Here is a 24554-nt window from a genome sequence, read left to right as displayed (position 1 = left end):
TGGAGTTAATGTTGTGCATTTAATAAAACATTATGACGAGCAGCTGATTTCCATTTTCTTTCCCCATTCTGGTGGCAGCTTCGCATAGTCTTCAAATTCAGGTTGCTCATCAAAAGGTCGTTTGAGTAATTGAGCCAGCGTTTCTACTTTGTCAAAGTTGCCTTGCTCGGCTTGTTCTATGGCTTCTTGAGCTAGGTAATTACGAAGAATGTATTTAGGGTTCACGGTTCTCATTTTTTGGCAACGGGTTTTAGTATCCGCCGATTCAAGGCTGCATCGCTCAATGTATTGGTTTAACCATTGGTTGGCTGTGATTCTATCTAAGAATAAATCACTGACGGTACTGATATCCGCACGGTCTAGCTCCGACAACTGACGGAAGAAGCGGGTATGATCCACGTGGTTTTGGGTCAGCACATTAAACATGGTTTGGAATAACTCTGAATCACCACTTTGTGATGTTTCTAAGCCAATTTTGGCACGCATTAAACGACTGTAGTGTTGGCTCAGTGTTGGTTCGTATAATGACAGGGCTTCTTCCAGCTCAGGTTTCTCTACCAAAGCAGAAAAAGAGTGAGCGAGAGCCGATAAGTTCCATAGTGCAATGTTGGGCTGCTGGTTAAACGCATATCGCCCTTGGTAATCGGAATGGTTGCAAATGAAGCTTGGCTCGTAGTCATCTAAGAAAGCGTAAGGTCCGTAATCAAAGGTTTGCCCCAGAATCGACATGTTGTCTGTGTTCATTACACCGTGTGCAAAACCATACGCTTGCCAGTAGGCGAGCAACTCTGCGGTTTTTATGACGATTTGTTCAAACAACGCTAAATAAGGTGTAGGGCTGTCTGCACATTCAGGAAAATGCCACTCAATGACTTTATCAGCCAATAACTTTTGCTCGGCGAGTTGCTGGGTGTAAAAAAAGTGCTCAAAGTGACCAAATCGAATATGGGTTTCCGCCAGCCGAACCAACATGGCACCAGACTCTACTTGCTCGCGGTAAACGGGCGTTTCACTGTTCATCATACCTAATGCACGTGTGGTAGGAATGCCTAACCCATGCATGGCTTCGCTGCACAAATATTCTCGAATGGTTGATCGTAATACCGCTCGGCCATCACCCTGGCGAGAGTAGGGTGTTGTGCCTGCACCTTTAATATGAATATCAAACCGAGTGTGGTTGTTATCGGTAATCTCCGTTAACCACAGCCCACGGCCATCACCAAGCTGTGGGTTATATACCCCAAATTGGTGGCCTGCGTATTTCATGGCTAATGGCGAAAACTGCTCTGGCACGGTTTGTCCTGACAGTGAATGTAATAGCTCTGGTTCTGAGTTTGGATCATTAGGCAGATTAAGGTCGCAGGCGAGATCTTCGTTCCATATTACCCATTGTGGGTTTGAAAGAGGTGTCGGTGTTACATGGGTATAAAAAGCCGCAGGAAGTTCTGCAAAGTTCTGGCTTAAGTTTACACGATTCCATACAGACATTATTTTTCTCCACATAACTGTTTGATAACAAAATATCACATTGGAAAACACCTTAATAGGCAGGGTTTGTAGGGGTATTTTATTTGTAAATGATTTGGAAATTCTTTATTGATAAAAACAACACAATGATTAATAATTCGCCGCCTTGCTATTTTATAAAAAATATAACATATGAAAGTGGTGAGGTATCCGCCGATTGTTGTTTGTTGGCAGGTTTTGTTTACCTAGGAATGAAAGTATGAAGTTTGGTTTGAAAGAGAGAATCTATGCTTGTGTTGTTGTGATTCTTTCCGTGTCATTGATTATTGCTAATTATTTGAGTTATCAGGCAGAAAAAGCGTCGATTGATGACAAGGTGCTTGAGCTCTCTGAGCTGACGCTGCGTATGGAGTCTCGTAGTATCAGTGATTGGTTTGTAGGGAAGACAAAAGCCTTAGAGTCTGCGGTGTTACCTTTGCAAATGAGCAATGACAAAGCCGTAGTCGAGAGCCAATTATTACAATTAAATCATTCGTTAGATCTGCTTAATGTGTTGGTGGCTTACCCTGATGGAACCACGTTAGGCAGTGTGGAAGGTAAACTTCATACTTATCGTCTTGAAGAGTACGATCCAAGAACACGTCCTTGGTATCAGGGAGCGGTTGCGGCGCGCGGAACGCACATCACGGATTTATACCAAGATGCATCAACAGATAACATGGTAGTCAGTATCGCTGTACCTGTTTATCGTGCTGGTCAATTAGAGAGTGTCTTACTTGGTGATCTTTCTTTAGATCAGTTATTCACAAAAGTCTCTAATATTGAGTTCAGTGGTGGCCGTGCGTTATTGATTGATTCTTCTCATGAAATTTTAGCCAGCTATAACCCAGACCAAGTGGGCAAAACGTTAACGCAATTTAGTTCTGAACTTGATGGTTTAGAAGGAGCGATGCGCGCTCAAGCTAAAGGCACGGTTACTTATAATCTCAATGGCGTAAGTAAAATTGGTTACTTTAATCAAATTGACTTAGGCGGCGGTAAAACGTGGCAATTGCTGATTGCAGTGAGCCGTGACGATGTATACAAGCGTCTTGATGAAGTGTTAAACAACAGCATTATTACTGCGCTGATCATGATCGTTGTTGGCTGTAGCATTATTATTTTTGTGCTGTCTTGTTTATTTGTGCCTGTGAATCGTTTAAAGCAAGTCACAAAAAGCTTAACTGCGGGTGATGCGGATCTGACTCAGCGTTTGCCAGTAAATGGTAACGATGAGTTAGCGGAAATTTCTCAGTCAATTAATACGTTCATTGCTAATCTTCAGAAAATTGTGACTGAGCTAGCGACGGCTTCTGAGCAAATTCAGCAAGATACCCAACACGCTAAAACCATAGTTGATAATAACAATACGGTACTTCAGTCTCACCAGACGGAAACAGAGTTAGTGGCCTCTGCAGTGACTGAAATGAGCTCGACAGCAGAAGCCGTTGCGCAAAATGCTTCAGAAGCGGCAGAATTAGCGCGTACTGCTAGCACCGAAGTTACTGAGTCACGCCGATTAGTGGATGTGACAGTGAACAGCATGGAGTCTTTGGTTGAAGAAGTAGAAGTGTCGTCTGGTCATGTAAACGAAATGAGCCAAGACACGGTGAAGATCACGACAGTTCTTGAAGTTATCCAGTCAATTGCTGAGCAAACAAACCTACTGGCACTTAACGCGGCAATTGAAGCGGCGCGAGCGGGCGAGCAAGGGCGTGGTTTTGCTGTGGTTGCTGATGAAGTACGAGCGTTAGCGGCAAGAACACAAGATAGCACCAATGAAATTAATGAAATGTTATCTCGCTTAAACAATGGCTCTGAGCTGGTGGTGAATACCATGGATCAGACTCAAGTTAAGTGTCAGGAAACGGTAGCAGGTACTGCCGAAGTAATTGGGGCAATCAGCACGATGAACGATGTGATTGTGACCATTGATGGTGTTAATGCGCAAATTGCGACGTCAGCAGAAGAGCAACGCGCAGTAACGGAAGAGATCAGTGCCAACATCAACAGCATCAAAGAGATTGCAGATACGCTGGCAGGAAGCGGTATTGAGATCTTAACGGTAACAGAGCGTATCGGAGACTCAAATACTCAGCTAAACAGCATTGTTCAGCGCTTTAAAATCTAATCCTCAGATTTATAAAGGCTTATAAAGAAAACGCCAGCTTTCGTGAGCTGGCGTTTTTTATTTAGCGAAGTTTCTTTTGGTTTTTCTAGCTGATTACTTTTGGCTAACTGGAACCCCTTTTCCGCGTGTACTTCCTTGTAATTGCTCAAACACAACCGCCGACCATACTGGGATGACAAAGGCATTGTTTTCTACTTTTGCACCGTAAGCTAATGACGCTTGGCCTTTCGCAGTGTGAATCGAATGAAGTGTGAAGCCTTCTGCGCTTAGTTTGTTAAAGTTCACTGCTTTGTCTGTGGCATTGATAATAATCACTAACGCATCGCGAGTAGAATCCAGATCTTGAGAGGTCGATGTGCCGTCATCAATAGACATGACAATCAATCCTGCTTGTTGATCTGCGCCCGTATTATGAAAATCGACTCGTTCCATGACCTTTTCTCCTGTACCGAGAGTGATCAGAGAAGAAGATTTACGAAGGCTAGTGAGCTCTTTGTAGAAGTTGCTCATCATTTCGATGTGTTCAGGTTGAGGCTTGGCATTCTCTGCGGCGTTTTTAATCACAGCGTCGATCACAGCCCAATTTGAACCATCTTTGTCTTCACGAGGTAGGCCTCTATCCCAGTTGTTATCTTGTTTTGTGAAATCCACTAGGTTGTACCAATCTCCCGAGTCGTAAGAGTCTCGCTGCATGGATTTTGAACGTAATAGTTCACTGCCCATGTGAGTGAAAGGTACGCCTTGGCCTAATAGTGCCGTAGCAAGTGAAACCGCCTGCATTCTTGTACGTGTTTCAGCAGGCGTGCTGTAAGGGATTTTGTACTGATTGTTATCCCACAAGGTTTGGTTATCATGCTTAGAGACATAGTTCTGAATTTCAGTTGGATCGTTGGCGTAACCTGCGCCTTGACCGTTGTAATCAACCTGGGAGCCTTTTTTCGTTTGGCCCTTACTGTCAATTAAAACAAAGTCTTTTAAATTACCTGTTAAGCCTAAGCGGGTTAGATCCGCTAAATGCAGAGCGGTTTCTTTGCTGGTGCCATTGGTCTCGTTTGGCAGTACAGCAGCGCCATTACCAAAGCCTTGGTTACTACGAAGTGTTTCTGCACCATCAAATGGTCCACCGCCTCGAACGGCATCACGCAGTCGATCAGAGAAGGTGCCTACGCCGGTTCCAGCCATGTTGGCTTGTATTGCTTGATCAAAGCGCTGATTGTTAGCCACTTCACCAAAGTTCCAGCCTTCACCATAGAAGTAGGTGTCTGGATCGACAGTTTTTACCGCAGCAAGGGATTCCATGATTTGATCTTTTGGATGGTGACCCATTAAATCAAAGCGGAAAGAGTCAATTTTGTAGTCTTTGGCCCAAATCACTAAAGAGTCTTTTACCAGTTTTGCCATCATGGCGTTTTCTGGGGCGGTATTTGAACAACAAGTTGATGTTTCAACTGCGCCCGTTTCAGCATTCAGGCGTTGGTAATACCAAGGCACAATTTTATCAAGTACTGAGTACTTAGAATCAGGCCCAGCGGCGTTGGTATGGTTATACACCACATCCATAACGACGTTCATGCCAATGTCTTTTTTAACGGATGCGACCATCTCACGGAACTGTAAGATACGAGCCACACCTTCTGGGTTAGTAGCATAAGAACCTTCTGGCACCGTGTAGTGCAGAGGATCGTAACCCCAGTTAAAGGCATCTACACCACGTACATAGCTATTGAGTTTTTGTATTACGGGGTTTTGTGGTGAATCGCTTGGCAGTAGTTCGTTGAATACTGCTGAAATGGTTTTATCTGTATTACAGTGAGCGGCAAATTCGGACTCTTTAACCGCAGCGTTCACTTGGCAGAGCTTCGTGAATGGTTCATTAATGTTAGCGACTTGGCCAGTATCTTCATTGATGGTGGCAATATCAAAAACAGGCAGTAAGTGAAGGTGGGTAACGCCATTATCTGTTAAGGATTTAAGGTGTTGTACAGGCTTGCTGTCGGCTTGACCAAAAGCACCGTATTTTCCTCTTAATTCAGGGCTTGTAGAGTCATCCAAACCTGAGAAATCACGGACTTGTGCCTCATAAATCACAAATTCCGCTGGGTTAGCTTGGTTGATAGGGGCATTGAGGGAGTCCCATCCCGCAGGTTTTAGCTCAGGAGCATCTAGGTTTACGACTTGGCTAAATTCAGAGTTAACAGACAAGCTTAATGAATATGGATCCGTCACTTCATAGCTTCGGAACTCATTCACTGCCGGATGATAAACAGAGATCTTGTAACGGAAGTAATCCCCGTGAGTTAATGCATCGGTTGTGGTTGACCAAGCACCAGAAGCCGCATCGTAGTCCATAGCAATAGCTGTGCCTGCGATTTTGTTTTTTGAATACGGTATTAACTCAACCGTTTGAGCTGTTGGAGCCCATAGTCGGAAAGTGGTGTTACTGCCATTGATGATAGCGCCGTATTGTTGATCGTTACCATCATTGTTGCTGGTGGTGTAATAACTGTCGAGTGCCCCTGCGATTTGCACTTGGGTTAGCTCACTCACGTTATTGCCAGCATCATAAGCAACCGCGTATAGCTGGCCTTTTAGTAGGGTTTTAGGATCAAGGTCTGCAAGGTTGAGCTGCCATCCTTCAAGGCCATTTAAATGACGGTAGTGTGTTTTCCATCCATCATCGCCACCTTGTGTGGTCGCGACAGTGGTATCGACACCCGTAAATGTTTTGGTTGTTGCATCGTAATTGAGTTTTCCAGAAGCTGAGAACAGAAGTTCTACTTTTTGGGCTCCGGGCTTCATGGCCAGAACGTCTTTACTGATCCAATGGGCGCTGGCTCCTTTTAATTCAATATTACTTGGTGCACTGGCAAGGGGTTTGTAATAAACCGTTGGGTTACCGCCGAATGTGAATGCAAGGTAGTCGTTGGTGGCAGCCTTATCTAATTCTATTTTTGTATCGTTGATCAGTGGTTTTTCATCACCACGATGAGGGATCACATTTACACATTGACTGGCATCGTTATTAACAGCAATATCCCAATAAGCACCGTACGTTTTGCTGGTGCCAGTAATCGGTAGGCCAGCTCCCCAATCGGTATCTTTACCATCGAAATTAGCGCATTTGTCGTTGTTCCAAACATGTAAGGTCATGTCGGCGTAATTATTATCGGCTAAATTAAGGTAAAGGCGAGTTGTATTAGGCGCTAGGCTGTCTGGTAATTCCGGGTAAACAGTAGCAGAGCCTTGTTTAGTGAAAACGTAGTTACCTTCTTGATGTGCTTGGGTTAAATCCAGTTTTCCATCCACGTCACCTAGTGGCTTTTCACTGCCTTTATGGGGAATAAAGTTTACACATTGGCTTGGATCGTCTTTTAAATTAACAAGCCAATATGCGCCGTAGGTATCATCAATACCATCGGGTTGTTGTCCTGCGTTCCAGTCGGTGTCGGCACCTGCGAAGCTATTACAGTTCTCATTATTCCAAATGTGTAGCGTATAGCCATCATAGAGATCTGAGCTATTGGCACTTTGTGCGTTGATAGTTGGGTCCAATTTTAAATAGATGGCAGCTTGATTGTCATTAAGTGTCACAAAGCTGCCTGAAGGTGTTGTTGTACTGGTTTCAGAGGAAGAGTCATTACAACCAATAATGGCGGCCGATGACATTAAAGGAATAAGGATTTTGGCTAGGGTTGAATAGTTTGGATGTGTAGAGGATTTATTTTGTAGGTGTCGTTTCACAATTCTTTCCCGTTAAAGTTTTTCCATAAACATTGCCATGAATAAACGCTGCATTAATGGCAATTAAGGGGGTAAAGCGAGAGGTGTGCTTTACCAAAAGCTGAGAAAGAATAGTCAGGCACTACCTCTACAATCTGTGATTGAACAAACTCTTTTTATCTATATGGCTTTAAAATGTTGCACTCTTTACACGCGGTCACATTATGTAGTTCTACAGAGTTTGATGAGCTTCATACTTAGAAGCTTATTTTGCGTACAGAATTTAATGCTAACACAAGATATTAATTTTTAAATACTTTGTACTGTTGATTAAGATCTCATTTGGTGGATAATGCGAGTTTATTGTTGCGCATAAAACCATTTGCACATTCTGTGATGATAGTTCTATAAATATTCATTGCACCTTGAGCACGTTTTTGTGCTGCTACCTAATTTATCCCGAACTTACTTAGTCGAAATAAGACTGCAAGAGGACATGATGGAGCACTATACGGCTTGTGAAAGCGACTATGAATTCGCTTATGAGCTAAAAAAAGCCGCAGAATACCACTATATCAAAGCCATTTTTGGCTGGGATGATGATCTGCAAAGGAAACTGCACCAGCAAGAATGGGAAGAAGCAAAACCTCAGATCATGGTTTTGGAGGGGGAACGGGTAGGCTCTTTTTTGATTCAAGAAAAGGCAGATCATTTGTATTTTGGCCGATTCTTTATTCTGCCTCAGTTTCAGGGGCGAGGGTTGGGTAAAGCGGTGTTAAACCATCTTAATGAATTATCTGTACATACTAAAAAGCCATGTAAATTGTTATATCTGCAAGGTAACTGGGTAGGGGATCTTTACCGTAAGTTTGGTTTCGTTGAGACGCATCAAACCAGTGAGTTCATCTACATGACGCAGCCAAGGATGATGTTTTAAAATCGGTGGTATGAATTTTACCAACTGATTTTTAATAATTTTTTACACTTATGACGACTAAATTTACTGTTTTCTTTCCTGTTTTTCGTTTTACTGCTCACAATCTATTCATTCATGCTCATGCACTGCGACATAACTCACAGAAATATCAATATATGCATTGATATCCAGTACTTCGTTCTATAGTATTCGCCCGCTTATTAAATCGTTGAAATTCAATGAAAAATATGATGTTTTATTAATTTACAGTTAGGTTAGGGAAAAATGAAGTACAATAAAACACTGATTGCCACGTCATTACTGGCTGCTTTGGCGTTAACAGGTTGTAATAGTGATTCAGATACGGATACAACGACTCCAAGCACTCCGAATACTGGTCTAGTAGATAAGCCAGTGATTGCTGTTCCGGCTAAAGGCGAGTTCATCGATGCTAAGGTAGAAGGTTTACATTACCGCTCTGGTAGTACTGTAGCTCTTACTGATGCAAACGGTGGCTACACAGTTGACGCGGCTAACCCAAGCGTTGCTTTCTATTTAGGTGGTGAAGACGGTTTACTATTAGGCTCTGTGTCTGGACGCCACATCAGTACTCCTTTTGAAACCATGGGTACACATCAGCGTGCTGTTAACTTGTCTCGTTTGTTGCTAACTATCGATACACAAGCTGGCGATGACAGTAAAATTGTTATTCCTGCGGCAGTTCAAACCCCATCTGATGCAGTTAAAACCGCTCTACAGGCGATTAAACTGGATGATGTTGCGACATTTACTGCTTTGTTTACTGCATTGAATGTAGATCCTGCGAGCTTAGTGTCTGAAGCTAATGCTATCGCACACATGACTAACTCGCTGAAAGACGTAACGCGTGGTTCTGCGGATAACCTTACTCACTGGGCTAAAGGTTCAAACTGGACGTTTGTACAGCGTGAAGCGACTCAGCGTGTACGTAATAATGCAGCGAGTGGCTTCCAATCTGTGATTCATGCTGATCGTACCTTAAGTGAAGATGTATTTAAGAAAACAGGTGGATTATCTTCATCTTTCTACACTCTACAGGATGGAAACTTCATTACGCGTAAAGGCTCAAATGATGGTGCTATCAGTGGTCACTACGCAGCTCAATACATGACGTGTGCGAGTACAAGTGGTGAGTTTACAAAAGTCAAAGATAACAATGGCCAAAATGCTTACCACTGTAATGGTGAACCAGCAACAGTGGCTCCTGAGTTTTCAGCTATTGTGAATGGATCTCAATACCAGTACGAGCTTACGGATCCAACAGCAACAAGCAGTGCAGACTTACCTTACGCTTGGGATAAAGTAAAAGAAATGGGTGGCGCATATGCATGTATGGCCGATAAGACTTGTTCAGAGCAAACGATGACCAAGTTTTCAACCATCGAGCGTGATGACTCTGATGATGCAGATGGTTCACAAATGCTAAAAGAAGTGATTTCTGGTTCTTACGATCCAATCACTGATGTGTACGTGCAAACTCGAAGCAAAGAGTACCTAACACAGTCTTCTTACCCTGGCCGTATTAGTGAAAACATCAGCTTCCTATACCCAGTAGAAGCGGTTGGCCAAGATCGTTATGTTGATTTTACTGGCACATGGACAGCGACAGAAACACGCCCTAGTTGTGATAAAACAGCTGTATCAACATTAGTGTTTGATGCGAAAGGCGTAACTTTAACAGGCGAAGAGTTTAGCGGCCAATGTGAGATAAAGAGTGGCGTAAATGAATATAGCACATACAAAGATCTAGCGGCCATGGATTTCTGGTGGTTTACGACTAATGCAGCGGGCGATGCCAAAGCAACATTAGATCAGTTAAACACCACTGTTCGTTGGAACGACAGAGATAAAGATGATACGCAAGATAGCTTCAAGATCAACCGCTTTAGCTACATTCCAGCAGGTAAAGAGTGGGATCGTGGTGTGTTAGTTCGTGACACTCTAGACGATGCTGGCAACAAAACTGCGACAATCTTAATGCAAAAGAAATAATGGTTAACCGTATTTATACGGACGTTAACTAAGCATTAATCGACTTCAGCCACTGTATATTCATCCGGCATTTCTGGTGCTAGTGATGGTAAGCAGTGGCTTTTTTGTACTTAACGCGTTAGCTTTTATGTCTATGGAGGGAATGAGTGTAAGTTCTTATGTGACTGTGCTTTTTTATGTAAGGCTCTTGATTGAAAATTACGAGGTGAGTTTAGTGAAAGAAAAAATGAGCTTATATAGGCAAGCCATCGAGGAGATTCGTTCTAAATCAACTGGAAAGCCTCAAATAGTTCAGCATGAAGTGACCATTAATTTTCACCCTGATCGTTATACCAAAGAGGGTGTGCCTCTGCTTATTTCTATTGCGAAGGATAAGCGCATAAAATCACAGTTTGAATCTGGGACCAGTAATGGAGGGCTCACGGCTTTTACTGGAGGAGATAGATGGAAATGGGAACAGAATGTATTTGGTGGCATATACGATCAATCGATTCCTTCCCAACGCCCTAAATACGGGGCTCTGAACTACAAAAGGTTTGAATATGGTGCCGCTCCTCGTTTTGGCTCTTCGTATTTTCGCTTGAAACCAGAAGTATTAGAGAGAACAACTTTTTGTTACCCAGATAGCTTTTTTGAGCCAGAACACTTCGCTTCCCACGAATACATGGAAGCATTAATCAATCTAGCCCAAGCTGATGATGTCGACGACCTTGATGCTTACATTGAAGCGCAAATACACGGCGAATTATTATTACTGAATGATGTGGATGCCATTGTATTAGACCCTATTTATAAAGGCACAGAAGTAGAACAACAAGCCTACGATCTTGGCGTTAATGTGGAGTGGCATTCTGGTTATCAAATGACGGTGGAGATGGTGGCGAAATACCCTGATTACAGAGGAAAAGAGTTTGTCGATCTAGCGGCAGAAATCGCCATCAATGGCAAAATCAACCCACGTATATTAGGCAACGCCATTAACCTATTGGGTTGTGATGAGCAAGCTATTAAAAAGGTGTGGCACTATCTGGCCAAATACGGCTATCAGCCTGATAAATGATATAAGGTAACTTAAACGCAGTATCCAACGGGTGTTAAAACGCAAAAGCAGAAAGGGCGACTTTCTGCTTTTTGTTATGAATTTTAAATCTGAAACGTTTTTACTTCTTCGCCACGTTGGATGGTGAGTGAAAGCTCTCCTTTAGGCGTGTAAGAGAGAATGTCGTTTAGCTTGCCAATTTGTGGTGGCTTATAGGATTTTCCATTTGCTTTCAAAATAATATCCCCATTTTTAAGCCCATGGTCAGCCAACATCGCTTCGGCGTTATAGAAAACTTCAAGGTTGTCGTTAGCGTAGCGAACATAAATGGTTCGATGTGGCTTTTGCCACTTTTGTTTAATGGTTTCGGCATTGTAGCAAAACAGCATTCGACTTGGCATGAAAGCGTATTGCTGGAAACGAGAGAAAAAGTCCATACCCAGGGCATACTGCTCACCAGGGTTCCCACTGATTTGAAGTCCTCCAAGTGGCATTCCATTAAACTCTAGGTCGTTAAGAACGTATTCATCTGTGTGGTTAAAACCAATCGCATCAACAGATAATGATGCGTGTGGAATTTTTTCCGCTAATTGTGTGTTGTGTAACAAGTAATCAATAAATTCTTGCCCGACATAGCCATTGCTCGCACCAGTATCGACATTCATAGCCACCTCACCGTTTGCATACGTGAGGTTCAATACTGGAGATCGATTATAGTTATCTGAATACCCAATACACTGATCAAACTGTGAAGAAGGTAAGGCGCTACTCGTTATGGTTAAGCGTTTTGTTGAGTTATCTACCAGCCAGTTCATTTGTCTAAAGGTATCAATACCTATGATACCATCAATGTCTGTTCCAACAGCTTGTGAGACAAGAGACATATCTATTGCGATCCAAATTTCATGATCACTAATGGTTTTTTCACCAAGAGATATTGGAACTGGTTTTAGAAAATGAATACTATTTTGTTGCAGCGTTCCCGATACGGCTCTTATGTTTCCAAAGTCTTTTTGATGGTGCTCGGGCAGAGCGTTTAATTTTACTGGTTCTGTGATTTCGTTAGCAATATGGCTATTAATGATGGTGACGCTGGCACCAGTATCTACCATAAAGGAATAGGTTTTATTCGCTATTGTTACAGGAATAATTAAACTTTCTTCAAAATTAGTATCCAGAATTACATTGTGTTTATCCGTATAAAATTCATGCTGGGAGTATGCTAATTCAGCATGGGTTATTATTCCTAAAGATAGTGACAGAAAAGCGTATAACTTTGATTTTTTAAAGTTCATTATAATGTTATTTCTTATTTTGTTGATGAATAAAATGAATGGTTGTTAGCCAATATATAGGTGTCATTGGGTCTATATTGAACGATTAATGGCCATTAAAATTATGTGCTACTTATTTATTGTGTTTGCTAATTGCTTTACACAAACAGGCTCGCTGTGAAGGTAACCTTGGCTATAGTCAACCCCTATTGACCGCAGTAGGTCGAGTTGTTCTGTGGTTTCTACTCCTTCAGCTATGATGGAAAGCCGAAAAGATTTGGCTATGTTCACGATATGGTTTATAAGATCTTGCTTTAAACAAGGTTTCTCTGCTCCCCAAACAAAGCTTTTATCAATCTTTAGTTTATCTGCTTGAAGCTCGCGCAGTGTTTCTAGGTTTGATGAGCCAGTACCAAAGTCATCAATAGCGACAGAAAATCCCAATTCACGCAGCTGCTTTACTCCTTCACATAGTGCAGATAAGTTATCAATCTTTCTTTCTGTTAGTTCAATGGTTATGAATGAATAATACTTTGAGGGTAAAATCTTCTTAAATCGCTCTATTAGTCTTCCTGAGGCGATATCGTTTGGGAATACATTAATCGCAATATTAAAGTTCCCCATTAACCCTGCTTCTTTGAGCTCATTAATGGATTTCGATATGACGAGGTTGGTTAGCTCTTCGGTTTGATTATTTTTTTCGACAATATCAATAAATTTTTCTGGAGGTATTCTATCCCCACCTTGTGTTTGCCACCGGCACAGTACCTCATACCCGACAACCTTTTTGTTTCTGATATTGATAATAGGCTGGTAATTAAGGTTAAGTTGTTGACAATTCAACCCAATACGTACTTGTCTAGGTAAGTGATGATACAGCCAATACTTTAAGGAAGAAGCAAGGAAGGTAACAACCATTGTCAATGTTGTAATGAATAAGATTAAGCAGAGTGTGACGGTCTTTTCTTCTTTTAAATATTGTAAAATATCAATAGCAATTACCGTGCACGACGTGCTTTTACAGTTACTGAATAACCAGTGGCCCTTTTCATACCATTGCAAATTTTTTACATAATTGGTGAACTGATCATCAATAAAGCCATAGCTTCCAAAGCTGTAAGTTTTTTTATTATTATGTATTCCATATCGAATGTACTTTAGCCAGGTAAAGTTACTTTCTAATTGTGATTTTTGATAGTCGAAAAAAGCAAGAAAGTGACCATATTTAACGGCAGCACCTTTTACTTTGCCATCAAAGAGTGGGATCGGTTGCTCTTGGATAATGCTAACACCAGGTTCAGCTGGCCAAATATCACCAGATAAAAAAGTAGGGGGATCTATTTTTCCATTCTCTGAGGTACAGATTATGGTGTCATTCTTAACAATGGCAAAATTGGTTAAATATTTTGCATGAAAGTCTGCTTGCTTCATCAGAGTAATCACGCTTTGGTCACAATTGGGTGACGTATTATTTTTGTGTAGTGGATATAAATACGTTTCCATATCATGATCCATTGATATTGTTATCGTATCGATTTTTTCTAGTAGTGCTCTTTTATGATGAGACCATGCATTGACGATGGTAAAAACAAGTATGTAAAGAATGATAAATAAAGTGGTCAGCCATAAAAGAAAAATCTTTAGGTTATTAATTGTTTTATTCATGTTAAGTACAGCATCAATATGAAAAAATGTTTCAATTTATTAAATAAAATATAAATTAATACGATTGATCTTATCTCTATTCTGTTTATGAAATAAGATGGGTGAAGAGCATCTATCTTGTTATATTTTTATTAGAGCTTCATTTAGGTAAGCTGAAAATCATAATTCTCATGAATGAGATTTAAAAGAGGAAATATTTTTTTCTATTTTTTCAATATGTCATTCAATCTTGGTGTTTTGGTTTATATCTTTGATTTTAATTGTTTTTTTCATATGGAAATAAAGTTTTTCCTATTTTAAATAATATCTATTATGCGTTTTGTTGAGTGTTTTTTGTCTTGATTATTGTAAATGAGGAAAATGACTTTTCCACTTTTAATATAAAGAGGTAAGACATAATAGATCTATGTCAGAGCGTGGTTTTCATGCTGATTAAAATACTCTCTGGTATGACCATTGTAAAAGTTATTCTATTTTAAATGGATATAGGGTAGGTTTTATATTTTTATTTTATCCATGCTGTTTTTATCTAGAATAACTAAAATTGATAGGGTAAAGATTGAAAAATTTATTCTAAATTAATTGCTACTTTTCTATTTTACTTACGACTGTAATATAGAGGAGTGCGCCCCGTGAGATCATGGGGCGCTTTTTGTTCAGGTTGATTGTTATTCAATTTTGAACTGAGGGTTGTTTTTATCGAGTGTCATCCATATTGATTGTGTTTGAGTATATGGAATGGAGAGTAAGCTCTGTTCTTCCTCATAGTGAATTTCTTCGAGCAGCTCGGTAAGTCGGCTTTTATCGTTCACGGGGATGATCACCGACACCATGGTGAAATTTTCCGAAGGGGTTAAGGTTTTATAAGTGTTAAACCAGCTACGATAGGCGTTTTCAGGATCGTCTGGGTTGTTGGTAATGTTAACTTGAGCCTCGTTAGCAGAGATGAATGGGAAATAAATTAAAACCCCTCGTGTACTTTGCGGGGAAGGTTGTGAAGGGATCTGCTCTGCTAGCCCTTCCATGTATACCCAATTAGCTCCTTGATCTTGAATAAAATGGGGCAGAACCTGATAAAGTACGCCGCCTTTATGATCACCAGAATAAGTTGAGGCGGTTTCAATGGTATCTTTTACTGCGAGAATACCATTATTCAGCAACATGACTTGCCTGTTTGATGAAATGCCATCATATTGATGTTTGTCATATCCCACAAATCCATAGCTGGCGTAGGGAGAGAGTATTTGGGTGCCAAAGTCAGCTATTTCATAATCAAATCTGGGGTTGTACTCCATCGCATCCATAAATTCTTTGTTATACATGTTGGCATCGGCCGCATGGTAGGAAGTGTACGGGGCGTGAGGGTAGGCGTACTTGGCCGGAGCAATATAAATACTGTTATTTTTATTGGCTTCAGCCCAGCGCCCTTTGCGGGTGAGTAAGTGGGCACCATGAGCGGCAAACACATCAATACCTTGGCGGTGATCGTGTGCGGCTTTATGTTGGGTGTAGCTTAAATCCATCAGTAACCAAGGCGATTGCGGGTGAGTGCCTGTCGATAGCATGAGCTTGTCTTGCACTTGCTCATAGTTGGTATCTCCTCTCCCCAGTAAGAGGCCATTATATTTGTCGATAGACGTAATTCTGGGTGTGGTTTTGGTGGGTAAATCGCGGTCAGCATCGGGCGTCACACCTGTGACGGAGAAGGCATTAATATCACTAGGTGACAAAAGTGGGTAGTGATCTTCTGAAAAAGTCCCGTTGTCTGTTTGGGTTTTGGTTAAATAGAAGTCTTGGTACTTTCTTGTGACATACAGATAATACGGATCGCTCCATACTTTGTACCCCATCATTAGCATCCAAGGCATCAGCCCGCCAGCAGATATTCGGATCTCACCCACCTTGGTGGATTTTTCCATCGACTTACCCCATTTAGCCGATTGACCACTACTGGTGATCGTGCGCGCCATTCTGTCCATCATTCTTTTCATGTGCTCAGAGTGCTGGATTTCATCTAACCTTTGATGACGAAGGGCCATTCTCATGATGATATTGAACCCTGTACCTGCATCGTAATGGGGAGAGTTATCACCATCGTAAGAAAGGTAAATCACGTTATGCCAAAAGCTTTCAAATGAATCTTTTGTTTTTTGGTATTTACCCGGAGAGTCTGAATACAGCAAAGAAACCGTTGAAGCAATGTCCAGTGCAAACACTTCTTTGTTGTAACCGGTGGTTAGGTATTCACCATCATAAAACCCAACTTGATCCTCAATATAAGTGTCGATGAAGTTTTCAAGCTCATTCACTATTCGAGCCTTTTGCGGGTGAGAGCTAGAAAAAAAGCCAAGTTGAGATAATCCGTAGACATAATCAAGGTAGTGCCTGGTGGGTGTGACTGTGTCTAAATCTTGGATCTGGGGACCATGAGGGCTGGTATGAATCGCAGTAATGGCTCCTGCTTTTGCCACATCGGTTTCTTCTACGAAGCGATTAATCGTAAAACTAGTTAATGATGGATAGGTGTTATTTAAAGAAAGTAGGTTATCCATAGCGACAAGGTAGTAACCATCGGAATGGTTAATATCGTCTATAAGCTCGTTGACGACACCTTCACCTTCGTTGTTGTTGATCTGTTGCTCTATTTGTTCAACATAGTTTGCGTGTTTAGTGGCTAACATTTGTTCACGCTGCTGGATGTCTGTTTCCGTCTCATACAAGGGGATTTCGTCTATTCGGTAGACGGCAGGGTAGCCAAGGTGTTCTGTTATGTCGCCTTCACAAGCAGATAAGAAGATGACGCCAGACAGTATCAAAGGAAGTTTATATAAGGACCGCTTCATAATTTAATTGAGAATATTATTTATTGATCGGTAAGGGTATCTCAGCGGTGAATGGTGAGAAATATCGTGAGAATGATGTATGAAAGGGGGACATTTACCCCATGAACGATAGGTTTTTAATGAAGCGTATTTATACAATAGAAGGCTGATTTATTGCTGTGTTTGGCTCACCTCTACGTAGGGTCTGTGCTTAGACACCTCTTTTAAAAGCAACTAACGATCTGTATTTTATTCGGTTTTGTTTAATTGAGTTGAAAGTGGTTTAAAGGTAAGGCTCATTAATTAGCGGTACTTATTTTCGACCCTGTGTAATGAATCAGTTTTAGAGGCTGAGATAGATATAACATAATGTGATTTTAATTCCATTAAAAGTGGGTGATTTGGGGTTAAATATTTAGCGGTTTCAAAGTAGTTCGGTGGAAGCTTCTGAAGGTTTAGGTGGCTAATTTGTTGGGAATATTACTCTAGATATTAGTTAAACTCGTGTTAGAGATGATATATATCACTCAAATTATCGATTATCCTGATTTTGGCTAGATCCACCCTATGCAAAGGCCGTACAGAATACATTCAAATGAGTCCATTCTTAAAAAGGATTTCATCATCTGACCATATTGAAGCGTTGAGTTAGTCACAATTACACGTTGCCAGATTTTGTTGTACTCAAAGAGAAAATTAAGAGGCCTGGGTTAATCGGGGTATTGACAGAAATGCGAGCAGCCATGTTCACTATTGATTTAGTTATTTTAAACCTCTATTTCAGTAAAAACGCATCTCAGTTTTCATTTACCATAATTAATAAATATATTCAGCTGGTTAGATATATATAATAATGAGCAGTAGAGATGATGAACAAGGGTTCTGCCCACTACCGGAGCAGACAAACAACCCTATCTTTCGAAATGCGTATTTCCCAAGGCATGAGATTTCCGATCAGCAGTGTCATATCGATGAGCCGCATTACGACCCCATAAAAGAAAAGCCCGCACCAGTTGCCGATTTTGAATACTCTATTGAAATCGCCTGTGAGTTAAGCGATCTCAATACTTATCAAGTCGGTGTTTTTTCTTTGGGAAAAACCAAGTCCGAGGCGAACATTTCGTCATGGAGCAAAACACAAACCGACGAAGGGCATACGTTATTAACCGCCAATGTATATGTGAATGAGCCAAAAACCTTATACCGAGAGTTCTTTCTTTCAAGTAGTGGGGGCATGACATTTAATGACGTACAACCGGTGAAAAAAGGCACGGTGGCTGCCATTGATTCGTTTGTACCGATAAAACCCTCGATACAAGTATACGAACGCCTTTCTTGGCCAAAAATCGGCTTTTTTTACCATTTTATTGATGATGTTTTGGTGAACGAATATCAACTATCTGGCGGTAATAAGTGGTCATTTAAAGTCACTCACTCTAAAAACAAAGCGCTTACGAGCGAAAGATTATCTGAGCATGAATACAGCTTTATTTTGTTGCCTTGGAAAATCAATGACATCCTTATTTCTCGTCAGCATTTGCTCTATACCGTAGAAAAAATCACCCAAGAACAACTTAGTGAGATAGATGCACAATGGTTAGATGAAAACGCGCGTCTGTTCAACCCTGATGATGTGGTTGCGGCAAGCAGAGAAGAGCAACTTGAGCGCACCAAACCAAACACCTATGTGGTTAAGCCGGGTGATTTTTTTAGTACCATCGCAAAGAGACATAACTTAACGTCAGGGGAATTAAAAGCCTTAAACCCACAAATTAAAGACACTGCCTTTATTTATCCAGGCGATACGATTTACCTAAAGAAACAAGCCGCCGAGGCACTGACAAGCGAAACACCAAAGCCAGCTCCGACCGAGAGTTCGGAAAATATAGAGACCCCTCCGCCAGTCACAGAGCCTCTGCCAGTTGATTTGAATCAGGATAAAAAGGTATTCCCTCATCATAATATTGTTGGAAAGGGCGATAAAAACTTACCTGAATTGGCTCACATGCCTATTTTAGAAGCGAAGAACATCAAAGGGAGCACCCCTATCATTAATGTCGGGTCGATTTGCTTACAATCCAAGCTGTTCCTTCCTTCAACAAAACTCAATGAGATGGCTACTGGTAAAAAAGCACAAGTCATTAAAAAGGGGGCTAAAAGCGATGAAGTGAAGCTGATCCAAGAAGCATTATTGAAAATGAAGTTTAATATTGGTCGTGCAGATGGTGATTTTGGCAAAGGAACCCATGAAGCGGTTATCAAGTTTCAAACGAATTTTGCACCTACCAATACGATTCACCCTGACTACAAAACAGGCAGTGCAGATGGCATTGTGGGTAAGAACACTTTACTTGCACTGGATGAAGCACTGATTACGGGATGGGAAAGAGTGATCCCACCTTTTCAGTGGCATGAGCCGCTATTGAACCCTATGAGTACCAACTATTGGCAAAGTGGAGGTACTGGGGAGAATAAAGCTTATGCTTGGGGCTTATTTGGTAAAAAAATAAGAGGCAAGAGGAGGCATGATGGTTTAGATCTGTTTGCCGAAGTTGGAACGGATGTTTATGCCTGTGTCGATAGTAAAATAGTTTATAATTCTTATGTTAAAGGCTATGGTAATGTACTTATTCTTGCTGTTAATGAATCAGAAGTAATGTGGGAAAATAGGCGAGAATACAAACCGAGAACGAACTTAACGAAGGTCGAGCTTAAACAATATGATGACTTTGAAAAAGAATATAATAAAAGTAAACAGCTCTATTTAATGTATGCCCATTTAGATAGCATTGATAGTAATATAAAAGTAGGATCAAAAGTTAAATCTGGTGATATCATAGGAAAAACAGGCGTTTCTGGTATCTCTGATGGGACACATGCACCGCATCTACATTTTGAAGTAAGAACAAAAAAAGTAATAAAGAGAAATGATATGGGCCGTTGTAACCCATCTTTATTTGTTAAATTTAAAGATTACTCTCAACAATCAGAGGATGAAAGAAAACAACAAAAAGATGCACGTGATAAAGAAGCAAAAGCACGTAAAAAATAGAAGGAATGTGATGAAAAATATAATTTTATCTACTCTAGTTACATTGAGTGTAATCCAAAGTGTGAATGCAAGTCAACTACTGGAATATGGTTGTGTAATTGACTATACGCAAGAAATAATGCATGAACAAGCTAAATATATTCAGAGAAAAAATTATACTACTCCATTTGATTTTAATGAATTAGGGATTGAAGTCGCATCAAATCAAGACCCATATTATCAAGAAGGATTTTTTTATATTAATGAATCATTAATTCGTGATTATAACGTCGCTATCAATGGAACACGGTTAACACTTAAAAGTAATAATAAAACATTAATAAATACAGATTTAACTAATCTTGAAAGAAAAGTTAAAGTAAGCTCTAGTATACAATCTTATACACCTTCTTATTTATTCGTGGACTTTTATTTTTATAATCCAGACACCATGAAGAATGAAATAAATTTGCAAATATACTTTGACGATCGAAAAATTGATAATGAGTTAGTTGCTAGGCATTGGGGTTTTAAAGGGACTTATGATTATTATTTAGATTGCCAAGATGAAATTGGAAAAACGACATTTAAAGAATATCAACAACATTGGATATCTCTTTATGAAGCGATAAGCAAGAAGGAGGCTGAATACACGGAATAATAATCAAATCCAAGGCTCATATTAGTTAAACCCATGTGAGAGATGGTATATATCATTCCAATTATTGAAAAACGTTGGCGGCATGGACTCTGTGACTTCCTGTTATCTGAGTATGAAGCTCTTAATATCGATGATTCATGAAAGTCACTGCCGTGACTTTCATGAGTTTTGTCGTTTCATTCACATTCGATGATAGCGCTTTTGGTATGTACACAAAGCACAAGCCATTAAAATTGGTTCCAAAGGGCTTTATTTCCTAATAGTCAATATGTTGTATCTTGCTCTTGGTAATTTATCCACTTCTTGATACTCGACAGCATGTAATCTTATACTATGGATAAAGCCCAAATATGGAAGCTCGTTAGCTGAAAATGATAAACGTCAGTAAGAAAAACTTAAAAGTGAGTATTTAGAAAATAATTATAATAAGGGATTATAATGAAAAAGATAATTTTTATTTTAACGACTCTACTTTACTTTTCCAATATTGTTTTAGTTCATGCAAAAGAGAATGTTGCTAATGAATGTCAGGATAGTAAGGAGTTTAAAAACACGTTAAGTCCAATACCTAACAAAAAACTAGGTAGCAGTGAAGATAATTATTACGGTTATGATGATTTTAGATATATACCATATTATGATAATGATGGGTTCACTGTTAAATTCGAAATAGGTAATAAGTTATACAATACAATTAATCAAATTATGGATGATAGTGAGGTTACCATTGCTGTATCTAGATACCCGATGCCGGAGAATCAAGGAGAATTGATTTTATCTAGTATGCTTCTCACATCAATCGATTTACCACCAGAAGCTACTCAAGTCTATTATTATCATGAAGGTGAGAGTCATCTGGTTTATCTATATAAAAAAGGTAAATTGGACTATGTAGGAACTTTCGATGTCGAGATGTCTAGCAAAAATGAATATGATGAATTAGCTAAAAATATTGTTTTTTCTGAAAAAGAGATAGATTACTTGTCAAACTTAACGGTAGTAAAAGAAGATAATAAAATTACTATTTATAGCCAATCTAAATATGGAAAAAGCTGTAGTGTTCATTCTTTTAACTTATAAAAAATCACATTATTGTGAAAGTAAAGGGATAATCTACCTGTGTAGTGGCGCTCTATATTAGTATTTTATCTATGCCATAGAAAAAATAGTTAGTACGTAAAATAAAAGGAATGTGATGAAAAATATAGTTTTCTCTACTCTAGTTGCATTGAGTTCAGTTCAACATGTAAATGCAAGTCAACTACTGGAATATCACTGTATAATTGACTACACGCAAGATATAATTGTTGAGCAAACGAATTATATGAAGTATGAAAACTATGAAACGGGATTAGATCTCAATGAATTAGGTATTCGTATTGCTTCAAACCTTCCAAGCCATCCTTGGGGGCCAGATCCTGTTTTTATTTTGGATGAATCTTTAATTCGCGATTATAAAGTATCTATTAATGGTTCACTATTAACATTTAAAAGTAACAATAAAACATTGGTCAGTGCGGATTTAAATAATATAGATGAAAATATTAATATAGCAACTGATTTGAATTCATATTCGTCTTCAAGATTATCTTTATCCTTTGAGTTTTATAATTCAAATATAATGAAAGAAGCTCTATTTTTTAGTGTTTTATTTTCACGAGATGAGAAATCTGATGAGTTAACGTCTGTTTCCAGAACATTGGAACTGACTGTTGATGGACATTATTTAAATTGTCAAGATGAAGTTGGAAAAACGACATTTAAAGAATATCAACAACATTGGATATCTTTCTATGAGGCGATAAGCAAGAAGAAGGCTGAATACACGGAATAATAATCAAATCCAAAGCTCATATCAGCTAAACCCATGTGAGAGCTGGTATTATCATCCCAATTGTTGAAAAATGCTGGTGGCATGTACACTTTGTAAAGAAAATTAAGTACCTAAAGTGACCATCAGCTAGCTCGGTCGTTATTTCAAATGCCCACGATAATAAGCCAAACTGCCTCATTACCGTGGGGAGAGGCCGCAAAAATCACTAATGAAGTTTTGGATATTACATATTCGGGTAATTTGGGCCGCCGCTGCCTTCTGGGGGCTGCCATGTTATGTTTTGCGCTGGATCTTTAATGTCGCAGGTTTTGCAGTGCAGACAGTTGGCGCTGTTAATTTGCAGTACCTTACCATTGTCGGTATCTAATAATTCATATACACCAGCAGGGCAGTAATATTGGCTTGGTTCAGCGTACTTTTCTAGGTTACTGGTTATTGGGATGGTGTCATCGGCAAGATGTAAATGGCAGGGCTGATCTTCTTCATGCAAGGTGCCCGATAAATATAGAGAAGAAGGTTTATCAAAACTGATCTTTCCATCGGGTTTGGGGTATGAAATAGGGTGGTGGTGACTAGCAAGATCAAGGCTGAGATGATCTGAGGTTTTATCTTTTATGTTAAAAGGCAACGGGCCAAATATGTTTTGCTCAGCCGTTGAGATAGCGCCACCTAATAGGGTGCCAAAGCGATGCAGATATGCCCCTACATTTCGGCTTTGGTTCAGTTCCTCAAATAACCATGACTGCTTGAATAAAGCGTCGTAATCTGGGGTGGTGCTTTTATTATTGAGCGCATTGATGATGGCTTCTGCGGCGAGCATGCCAGATTTCATGGCAGTATGGCTGCCTTTTATTTTGGCAAAGTTTAATGTGCCAGCGTCACACCCTATGAGCAAGCCGCCGGGAAATTGTTGTTTAGGAAGTGCGTTTAGGCCACCTTTGGTAATGGCTCGTGCGCCGTAAGCTACACGAGTTCCACCTTCTAAATATTGTTTAAATATCGGGTGGTGTTTACATTGTTGAAACTCATCAAACGGGCTTAAATATGGGTTTTTGTAATTGAGATCCACAATAAGCCCCACGGCGACATGGTTATCTTCAAGGTGATACAAAAAACTACCGCCACTACTGCCAGAATTTAGGGGCCAACCTGTGCCATGAATTACTAATCCTGCTTGATGTTGTTCTGGAGGGATTTGCCACAGCTCTTTGATCCCCAAAGCGTAATGCTGAGTTTCTGAGTGTTTATTAAGTGCAAAATGCGCGATAAGTTGTTTTCCTAAATGGCCGTGTGAGCCTTCTGCAAAAATCGTGTAGTTTGCTCTCAGTTCCATTGCCTCAACATAGTTGATTTTATGGTTACCTTCTTTATCGACCCCCATTTCTCCCGTTACAATGCCTGCGATTTGCCCGGATTGATATAGGCACTCTTGGGCGCAAAATCCGGTGTAAATTTCTACGCCTAGATCTTCTGCTTTTTTCGCTAACCAGCGGCATAAGTTGGCAAGGCTAATAATGAAATTACCTTCATTGTTCATGGTATTAGGAATTAGCCAAGGGGAAATGGTTAATGCATTGAGGTGATTAAGAAAATAGTATGTTTTGTCTTCGGTAACGGGCGTGTGAACTGGAGCTTCTTGCTGCCAGTCGGGAAACAATTCATTCAATGCTATTGGCTCAAATACAGCACCAGATAGAATATGCGCGCCAACTTCGGCTCCTTTTTCAACAACGCAGATATTTAGATCGGGAGATAACTGCTTTAGCTTACATGCTGCACAAAGTCCTGCCGGCCCTGCGCCAACAATCACGACATCAAACTCCATGTATTCTCTTTCCATCATGTGCTCCTGCTTGTCTTGCGGATCCATGTTCCTAATCTACATTTAATATAGTGCAGTTAACGTAAACGTAAAGTTTGAGCA

The 24554-nt window shown here is 40.1% G+C and carries 14 protein-coding genes; 8 read left to right on the top strand and 6 right to left on the bottom strand.

Annotation, left to right across the window (positions count from 1 at the left end; genetic code table 11):
- Window positions 1-30: 30 nt before the first annotated feature.
- Entirely contained in the window at window positions 31-1488 is a 1458-nt protein-coding gene (locus MHO82_RS12665; RefSeq protein ID WP_239184312.1) for a YdiU family protein, read from the bottom strand.
- A 238-nt stretch (window positions 1489-1726) separates the two neighbouring features.
- Between MHO82_RS12665 and MHO82_RS12660 the strand changes: the two genes are divergently transcribed.
- On the top strand, window positions 1727-3637 hold the full coding sequence (locus MHO82_RS12660) for a methyl-accepting chemotaxis protein (RefSeq protein WP_239184311.1): 1911 nt from the start codon (window positions 1727-1729) through the stop codon (window positions 3635-3637).
- Between the two features lie 93 nt (window positions 3638-3730).
- Here MHO82_RS12660 and pulA read toward each other — a convergent pair whose 3' ends face one another.
- Window positions 3731-7378: a pullulanase-type alpha-1,6-glucosidase gene (gene pulA / locus MHO82_RS12655; protein ID WP_343299966.1), complete on the bottom strand. Its 3648-nt coding sequence runs from the start codon at window positions 7376-7378 to the stop codon at window positions 3731-3733.
- 478 nt (window positions 7379-7856) lie between these two features.
- Between pulA and MHO82_RS12650 the strand changes: the two genes are divergently transcribed.
- The 3 genes from MHO82_RS12650 to MHO82_RS12640 all read left to right on the top strand — a co-directional run bounded on the left by MHO82_RS12650 (window position 7857) and on the right by MHO82_RS12640 (window position 11364).
- Window positions 7857-8294 carry a GNAT family N-acetyltransferase gene (locus tag MHO82_RS12650; protein ID WP_239184410.1) on the top strand — a complete coding sequence of 146 codons (438 nt, stop codon included), beginning with the start codon at window positions 7857-7859 and terminating at the stop codon, window positions 8292-8294.
- Between the two features lie 264 nt (window positions 8295-8558).
- Window positions 8559-10304, top strand: a complete 1746-nt coding sequence (locus MHO82_RS12645; protein WP_239184310.1) for a chromosome partitioning protein ParA — start codon at window positions 8559-8561, stop codon at window positions 10302-10304.
- A gap of 226 nt (window positions 10305-10530) precedes the next feature.
- On the top strand, window positions 10531-11364 hold the full coding sequence (locus MHO82_RS12640; RefSeq protein ID WP_239184409.1) for a DUF3626 domain-containing protein: 834 nt from the start codon (window positions 10531-10533) through the stop codon (window positions 11362-11364).
- 83 nt (window positions 11365-11447) lie between these two features.
- Here the strand turns inward: MHO82_RS12640 and MHO82_RS12635 are convergent, their stop codons facing one another.
- From MHO82_RS12635 to MHO82_RS12625, 3 genes are all read right to left on the bottom strand, one after another.
- Window positions 11448-12638, bottom strand: coding sequence for an aspartyl protease family protein (locus MHO82_RS12635; protein ID WP_239184309.1), 1191 nt, complete (start codon window positions 12636-12638; stop codon window positions 11448-11450).
- Window positions 12639-12746: 108 nt separating this feature from the next.
- Window positions 12747-14120, bottom strand: a complete 1374-nt coding sequence (locus tag MHO82_RS12630; RefSeq protein ID WP_239184308.1) for an EAL domain-containing protein — start codon at window positions 14118-14120, stop codon at window positions 12747-12749.
- An 830-nt stretch (window positions 14121-14950) separates the two neighbouring features.
- Window positions 14951-17125: a hypothetical protein gene (locus MHO82_RS12625; protein ID WP_239184307.1), complete on the bottom strand. Its 2175-nt coding sequence runs from the start codon at window positions 17123-17125 to the stop codon at window positions 14951-14953.
- A gap of 832 nt (window positions 17126-17957) precedes the next feature.
- Here MHO82_RS12625 and MHO82_RS12620 point away from each other — a divergent pair.
- The 4 genes from MHO82_RS12620 to MHO82_RS12605 all read left to right on the top strand — a co-directional run bounded on the left by MHO82_RS12620 (window position 17958) and on the right by MHO82_RS12605 (window position 22630).
- Window positions 17958-20156 carry a peptidoglycan DD-metalloendopeptidase family protein gene (locus MHO82_RS12620; RefSeq protein ID WP_239184306.1) on the top strand — a complete coding sequence of 733 codons (2199 nt, stop codon included), beginning with the start codon at window positions 17958-17960 and terminating at the stop codon, window positions 20154-20156.
- A gap of 10 nt (window positions 20157-20166) precedes the next feature.
- A complete protein-coding gene (locus MHO82_RS12615; RefSeq protein ID WP_239184305.1) occupies window positions 20167-20796 on the top strand; it encodes a hypothetical protein in 630 nt (209 codons plus the stop codon).
- Window positions 20797-21234: 438 nt separating this feature from the next.
- Window positions 21235-21876 (top strand): hypothetical protein, encoded by a 642-nt coding sequence (locus MHO82_RS12610; protein ID WP_239184304.1) that lies wholly within the window; start codon window positions 21235-21237, stop codon window positions 21874-21876.
- 115 nt (window positions 21877-21991) lie between these two features.
- Window positions 21992-22630 (top strand): hypothetical protein, encoded by a 639-nt coding sequence (locus MHO82_RS12605; protein WP_239184303.1) that lies wholly within the window; start codon window positions 21992-21994, stop codon window positions 22628-22630.
- A gap of 223 nt (window positions 22631-22853) precedes the next feature.
- On the opposite strand, the gene MHO82_RS12600 is transcribed toward MHO82_RS12605, so the two are convergent.
- Window positions 22854-24470 (bottom strand): electron transfer flavoprotein-ubiquinone oxidoreductase, encoded by a 1617-nt coding sequence (locus MHO82_RS12600; RefSeq protein WP_239184408.1) that lies wholly within the window; start codon window positions 24468-24470, stop codon window positions 22854-22856.
- Between the last annotated feature and the right edge of the window lie 84 nt (window positions 24471-24554).

The organism is Vibrio sp. Of7-15 (assembly GCF_022347565.1).
Lineage (GTDB): Bacteria > Pseudomonadota > Gammaproteobacteria > Enterobacterales > Vibrionaceae > NORP241.
Note: the sequence above shows the minus strand (reverse complement) of the source record. Positions and strands in the feature narration are given on the sequence as shown.

Coding starts and splice junctions, on each gene's coding strand:
- MHO82_RS12600 (WP_239184408.1), bottom strand. CDS start 24,470: ATGGAAAGAGAATACATGGAGTTTGATGTCGTGATTGTTGGCGCAGGG.
- MHO82_RS12625 (WP_239184307.1), bottom strand. CDS start 17,125: ATGAAGCGGTCCTTATATAAACTTCCTTTGATACTGTCTGGCGTCATC.
- MHO82_RS12650 (WP_239184410.1), top strand. CDS start 7,857: ATGGAGCACTATACGGCTTGTGAAAGCGACTATGAATTCGCTTATGAG.
- MHO82_RS12660 (WP_239184311.1), top strand. CDS start 1,727: ATGAAGTTTGGTTTGAAAGAGAGAATCTATGCTTGTGTTGTTGTGATT.
- MHO82_RS12640 (WP_239184409.1), top strand. CDS start 10,531: ATGAGCTTATATAGGCAAGCCATCGAGGAGATTCGTTCTAAATCAACT.
- MHO82_RS12620 (WP_239184306.1), top strand. CDS start 17,958: ATGAGCAGTAGAGATGATGAACAAGGGTTCTGCCCACTACCGGAGCAG.
- MHO82_RS12615 (WP_239184305.1), top strand. CDS start 20,167: ATGAAAAATATAATTTTATCTACTCTAGTTACATTGAGTGTAATCCAA.
- MHO82_RS12665 (WP_239184312.1), bottom strand. CDS start 1,488: ATGTCTGTATGGAATCGTGTAAACTTAAGCCAGAACTTTGCAGAACTT.
- MHO82_RS12635 (WP_239184309.1), bottom strand. CDS start 12,638: ATGAACTTTAAAAAATCAAAGTTATACGCTTTTCTGTCACTATCTTTA.
- MHO82_RS12630 (WP_239184308.1), bottom strand. CDS start 14,120: ATGGAAACGTATTTATATCCACTACACAAAAATAATACGTCACCCAAT.
- MHO82_RS12610 (WP_239184304.1), top strand. CDS start 21,235: ATGAAAAAGATAATTTTTATTTTAACGACTCTACTTTACTTTTCCAAT.
- MHO82_RS12605 (WP_239184303.1), top strand. CDS start 21,992: ATGAAAAATATAGTTTTCTCTACTCTAGTTGCATTGAGTTCAGTTCAA.
- MHO82_RS12645 (WP_239184310.1), top strand. CDS start 8,559: ATGAAGTACAATAAAACACTGATTGCCACGTCATTACTGGCTGCTTTG.